Origin of the sequence: Moorena sp. SIO2C4 (assembly GCF_010672485.1) — a bacterium.
GTDB classification, from domain to species: Bacteria; Cyanobacteriota; Cyanobacteriia; order Cyanobacteriales; family Coleofasciculaceae; genus Moorena; species Moorena producens.
In genome coordinates this window covers 1-3,020 of record NZ_JAAHGN010000943.1, presented here as the reverse complement: position 1 = coordinate 3,020, position 3,020 = coordinate 1, and the positions used below count along the sequence as shown (strand labels likewise).

Sequence of the window (3,020 nt, the reverse complement as noted above, 5' to 3'; positions counted from 1 at the left end):
CTGAGACGTGAACCTGTTGAGGAGTTCCGATCAACAAGAGCTTGAATTGATTAGGTTTGCGACCTTGGTTGTCCGGGGTGGGGGGAATGTTTTCAGTCATCAGAATCTTTTCTCTTAAGTGGTTATAGTATTAATATATAAATAAATTAACTAATAGTCAAGGGATTTAGGAATTTTTTTTATTACGAAATATGGGTAATAGGAGAGTGTGGAAAGTGTGGTAATTGTGGGAATAAGTAAGAGGTAATAATCTTAAAATAAACTGATAATTTTTGGTGTTGTTATCATCAGCTTTTGGTTTATAATGTAAACTATAAGCATTCAGCATTAATCTAATAATGAATGCTTAGTTAATTGGTTTTTTATTGGTAGTTAAAAAAAATCGGCGTTGCTCAATTGAAGTATGAACGAGCGTACGTTTGGTTTTGGTCAAGCCCCCTAAATCCCCCAACTTTGGGGGACTTTGATAGAGAGTTTTGTTCCCCATAAAATTGGTTGGCTAGGGGGGCGGGGGACTTTGATAGAGAGTTTTGTTCCCCCCAAAATTGGGGGGCTAGGGGGGCGAAACCATACCCAGAATCAGCAACGCCACGCACCCTACGCAACTGACAGCTGATAGCTTACTTAATTGGAGTTATTTTTGGTAATCAAAAAAATCAGCTTCCTATCTTTTATCGCAACAAAAGACAGGAAACTGAAATAGCGATAGCATTTTTAGTTAAGATGTAAACAAGGGAACAGGAAACAGGAAAAAGTTGAGGGTATCTAAGGATGGGATGAATGCGATTGACCTAAGGCCACGTTACGCGATCGCATTTCTTGCTTGAGGCGATCCCATCGTTCGATACCCCATTACCACTCAAAATTTACCCACACTTGCGACACTTCCGACACTCTCTTCTGGGGAATTATGAAATAGTCGTGATTGCCCGACCAATATTAATTTGCAGGCCATCTAAGGATTCTTGGCTTTGGATAATACCAATCAGTTGCTCAGAACCGTTACCATCAAAACCGTCAGCATCGAAGAAGATTCCTAGACCGGAAACGCCATTAAGAAGCTCAACATCTTCTAATGTATACTCTATGGCTCCTTTCAGCTGAATAACATCTTTACCAGGTTCAAAGTCAGTAATCAAAGCGTAGCTTGGTGGGGGTTCTGTAGGAGGGGGCTGAATGATGAATCGAACTTGACTATCATCATAATAAACTGTCTGAGTATCTCCGAGAACGAAGGTATCTTTGCCTGAACCACCAGTGAGGGTATCCCTCTCCAACTGACCAGGTTGTTCGTCAAAGATATCCACACCAACTAAGGTATCATCACCACTGCCACCGTTGAGGGTATCTTTGCCAAAGCTACCCATTAAGTTATCGTTGCCACTCCCCCCAAACAGCCTGTCATTGCCAGTATCGCCATCAAGAATATCATCGCCCTGGTTTCCGAACAGGAAGTCATCATGTCCGCCACCGTTGAGGGAATCGTGACCTCTTCCACCAAATAGTAAGTCCGAATCATCCCCTCCATTTAGGGTATCATCACCTCTGTTGCCGATGAGTACGTCTCTGCCATCAAAACCATTGATCTCATCGTCAAACCGAGTACCAACGAGAGTATTATTCCCCTTATCACCGTTGATAACTGCCATGTTAATTTCTCCTTGTGTTTTTCCCCATTGGGAATCAAGCCTTCTATAGTTATTACAGACGATTTATTTCTAGTTGTATTGCCACATTGGCTGAAATTCAGAGTCTAGGTTGAATGGGTTAATCAGGGAATAGGGAGTAGGGAGTAGGGAGTAGGGAATAGGGAATAGGGAATAGGGAATAGGGAATAGGGAATCAAAAATTCTCACAATTCCGACATGGATTGCTATAGCAACCCACTGGGCAAAAGCAGCTTTAGGATAAAAAAAACTAGTTCGTTCTTTTAAGTAACTGACTCCAACCCGACCATTGCCTTTGCTGTAAACTCTACGCGGTAGCTCATTACCAATTCAAGCCAAGTTTCTCAGCTACTTCTTCTGCAGGAATACCAGGCTCTCCAAGTTGAGTGCGGTGAAGCGAATCAATCAACTCCTGCACAACCTCAGGTCTTAGTTGTTTATTTTTATCAGGATCGCTCAACAGTGCTTCTAGAGTTTCAGTGACTGTTTCTTGGATGAGGAGCTTACACTCATCAATAGTCAAGTCTTTAACTTGCATGGTCTTTTCCATCACATAATTACTCTATATTATAGCATTTTTTAGAGGAGATTGTCTTTCAGCAGTTTCTGGAATTTGGTACAATCGGCTAGCCAAAGTATAGCCAAGTTTTTAATCCCTGCGCTGCCTAACTTGTGCTGCACTTTAGGGACCGACTATCCCTTGGGCTTTTCCAAGAGATCCGTGCCGACGTAAACTGAGTCGTTAGCGCTGCATCTGTTAACTATAAGTATTATCAACGCTATAAATCTGGTTTAATGGGTTTACGAAACTAGTTTATTAACGTTGCACACTATTGAATTTATACTAATTATTTGATAATGTAATTTGTAAATTACTGTTTGTTTCACCCTTTAACTGAAGTTAATTAAACCCTTGAAATTATAAACATAAACTGTTGAAAAAAAACTAATTTGACCTAAAATTTAAATTATAGCAAAAATTAAATAAAATAATTTGGGTGATTTTTGATAAACTAATTATAAGAGCCGACATAAATGAATAAAATTCCGTAAACTGTCAACGGTCAACACACCACTGAAGTCAACAAATAACTGAATCTATGAATAGCCCTTTTCTCAATCACCTCCATAGCCCAAAGCGCCCGGTTATCGTATTTGATGGGGCAACTGGAACGTCTCTCCAAACCCAAAACCTCACCGCTGAAGACTTTGGTGGACCTGAGTACGAGGGATGTAATGAGTACCTTGTCCATACTAAACCAGAAGCAGTGGAAAAGGTGCATCGGGGCTTCCTGGAGGTGGGAGCAGATGTGATTGAAACGGATACCTTTGGGGGTACCTCGATTGTACTGA

General features: G+C 40.9%; 4 protein-coding genes. 1 reads left to right on the top strand and 3 read right to left on the bottom strand.

Features of this window, described 5'->3' with window-relative positions; translation table 11 throughout:
* Positions 1–908: 908 nt before the first annotated feature.
* The 3 genes from F6K20_RS31760 to F6K20_RS31750 all read right to left on the bottom strand — a co-directional run bounded on the left by F6K20_RS31760 (position 909) and on the right by F6K20_RS31750 (position 2,205).
* Positions 909–1,649, bottom strand: coding sequence for a calcium-binding protein (locus tag F6K20_RS31760; protein ID WP_287297404.1), 741 nt, complete (start codon positions 1,647–1,649; stop codon positions 909–911).
* 69 nt (positions 1,650–1,718) lie between these two features.
* Entirely contained in the window at positions 1,719–1,856 is a 138-nt protein-coding gene (locus F6K20_RS31755; RefSeq protein WP_154659773.1) for a hypothetical protein, read from the bottom strand.
* Between the two features lie 133 nt (positions 1,857–1,989).
* Positions 1,990–2,205: a hypothetical protein gene (locus tag F6K20_RS31750; protein ID WP_044493068.1), complete on the bottom strand. Its 216-nt coding sequence runs from the start codon at positions 2,203–2,205 to the stop codon at positions 1,990–1,992.
* A gap of 562 nt (positions 2,206–2,767) precedes the next feature.
* On the opposite strand from F6K20_RS31750, the gene F6K20_RS31745 reads away from it, so the two are divergent.
* A partial coding sequence (locus F6K20_RS31745; RefSeq protein WP_287297402.1) for a homocysteine S-methyltransferase family protein occupies positions 2,768–3,020 on the top strand: 253 nt, incomplete at its 3' end.

Coding starts and splice junctions, on each gene's coding strand:
- F6K20_RS31760 (WP_287297404.1), bottom strand. CDS start 1,649: ATGGCAGTTATCAACGGTGATAAGGGGAATAATACTCTCGTTGGTACT.
- F6K20_RS31750 (WP_044493068.1), bottom strand. CDS start 2,205: ATGCAAGTTAAAGACTTGACTATTGATGAGTGTAAGCTCCTCATCCAA.